Annotated in this window: 1 protein-coding gene; it reads right to left on the reverse strand. The window is 63.2% G+C overall.

The window, feature by feature from the left end; translation table 11 throughout:
* Positions 1 to 589: 589 nt before the first annotated feature.
* The coding region (locus tag H6B10_RS14470) for a serine dehydratase subunit alpha family protein (protein ID WP_204652242.1) at positions 590 to 1,491 on the reverse strand (902 nt) is incomplete at its 5' end.

The following is a 1,491-nucleotide window of genomic DNA, read 5'->3' on the forward strand; positions in this document are numbered from 1 at the left end:
GATCAATCCCCGCTGACCGGGGGAATGGCAGACTGCCGCCAGGGCGACCTGAGAGGCCTGGCGGAAAAGCCGCCGGGACTGGTCAAAGAACCCCGCTTCCAGCCGGGCCCACGCCTCCGCCGCGTCGAGGGGGCTGTGATCGGTCTGCTCCATGAAAAGACTCCTCTCCATCTGTGGGAACTGGTGATCCTGTACGGGCCACGCACAGACGTTTTTAAGAAACGACCCGCACATCTTGCAGGGCCCAGGGGCTGGTCAGGTTCTCGCCGTTCCGGGCCAATGTCCGGCAGGCCCTGGCTGGTTTCCCATTTGCTTACAGCACGGTTGGTTGCACCCGATTTGGCTTCCAGCTGCTGCCGGGTCAGGCCCCGGGCCCGTCGGGAAAACGCGATAAAACTGCCGCTTTTTTGGGCATTCATCCTCCGTTCACCCTTCGGTTTGTTGCTTTTCAGTCTACACCTCGCCGGGGGGATTTGCAAGGCACGCGGGGTGTACGGAGTCTGCGCTCCGCAGAAAGGGATGGAAAAATGATCGTATTATTGTAAAAAAAGAATCCCTGCGCCGAAGCGCAGGGGGAGATGTAAAAATATCAGCCGTTTTCCAGCATCAGGCGCAGGATCTCCAGGTCGGCTTCCTTCATGCCTTCCCGGGCAATGTAGCCCACATCCTCAATGGTTTTTTCCACGCTGGCGGTAACGATGCCTTCGCCCTGTTCAAAACGGTGGCCGTTCATGCTCATGCGTACGCTGAGCAGGCCGGTGTACACCGCCGCCGCAATTTTGGAGGCGCAGCTGGACTTGGCGCCGTCGCACCACATGCCGCCCAGGGTGGCCAGCGTGTTGGTGATGACGCCGCAGATCTGTTCATAACTGCCGCCCTGCAGCCAGCACACACCCACCGCTGCGGCGCAGGCGGCGCTGGTGGCGCCGCAATAGGCGGACAAGCTGCCGATGAACCGCTTCTGGTGGATGCTCATCAGGTTGGCAATGGCCAGGGCGCGCAGCAGCCGGTCGTGGGGAATGTTGTTTTCCTCGGCATACAGCAGCACCGGCATGGTGATGGTCAGGCCCTGGTTGCCGCTGCCCGAGTTGATGACGACCGGCAGGGGGCAGCCGTTCATCCGGGCATCGCTGCCGGCAGCCGCTGCCGCGGCGGCCCGCATCTCAAAGGGGCCTTCCTGGAACATGCCCCGCAGGGTGGCGCCGACCTCGGCACCGTAGTGCCTGGCCAGCCCCGCCTGGGAGATGGCCCGGTTGCACTGGATCTGATTTTCCAGCACATCCCGGATGGTGTCCAGCTCCACGGTCTCGCCGTAGGTCAGGATGTCCCGCACGTTCAGCCGCTTTTTGTCGGGCGCCGGGGCGCACACTTCCTGGGCACCGCCGTCCCGCAGCAGGTCCTCACCGTTGTGTTCCATCCGGGTCACGTTGGTGTGGGTGCCCCGGATCTCCACAAAGGCCTCGTCCACACCGGCCCGGGCGGTCACCTGGA

Origin of the sequence: Gemmiger formicilis (genome assembly GCF_016901605.1) — a bacterium.
Taxonomy (GTDB): domain Bacteria; phylum Bacillota; class Clostridia; order Oscillospirales; family Ruminococcaceae; genus Gemmiger; species Gemmiger formicilis_B.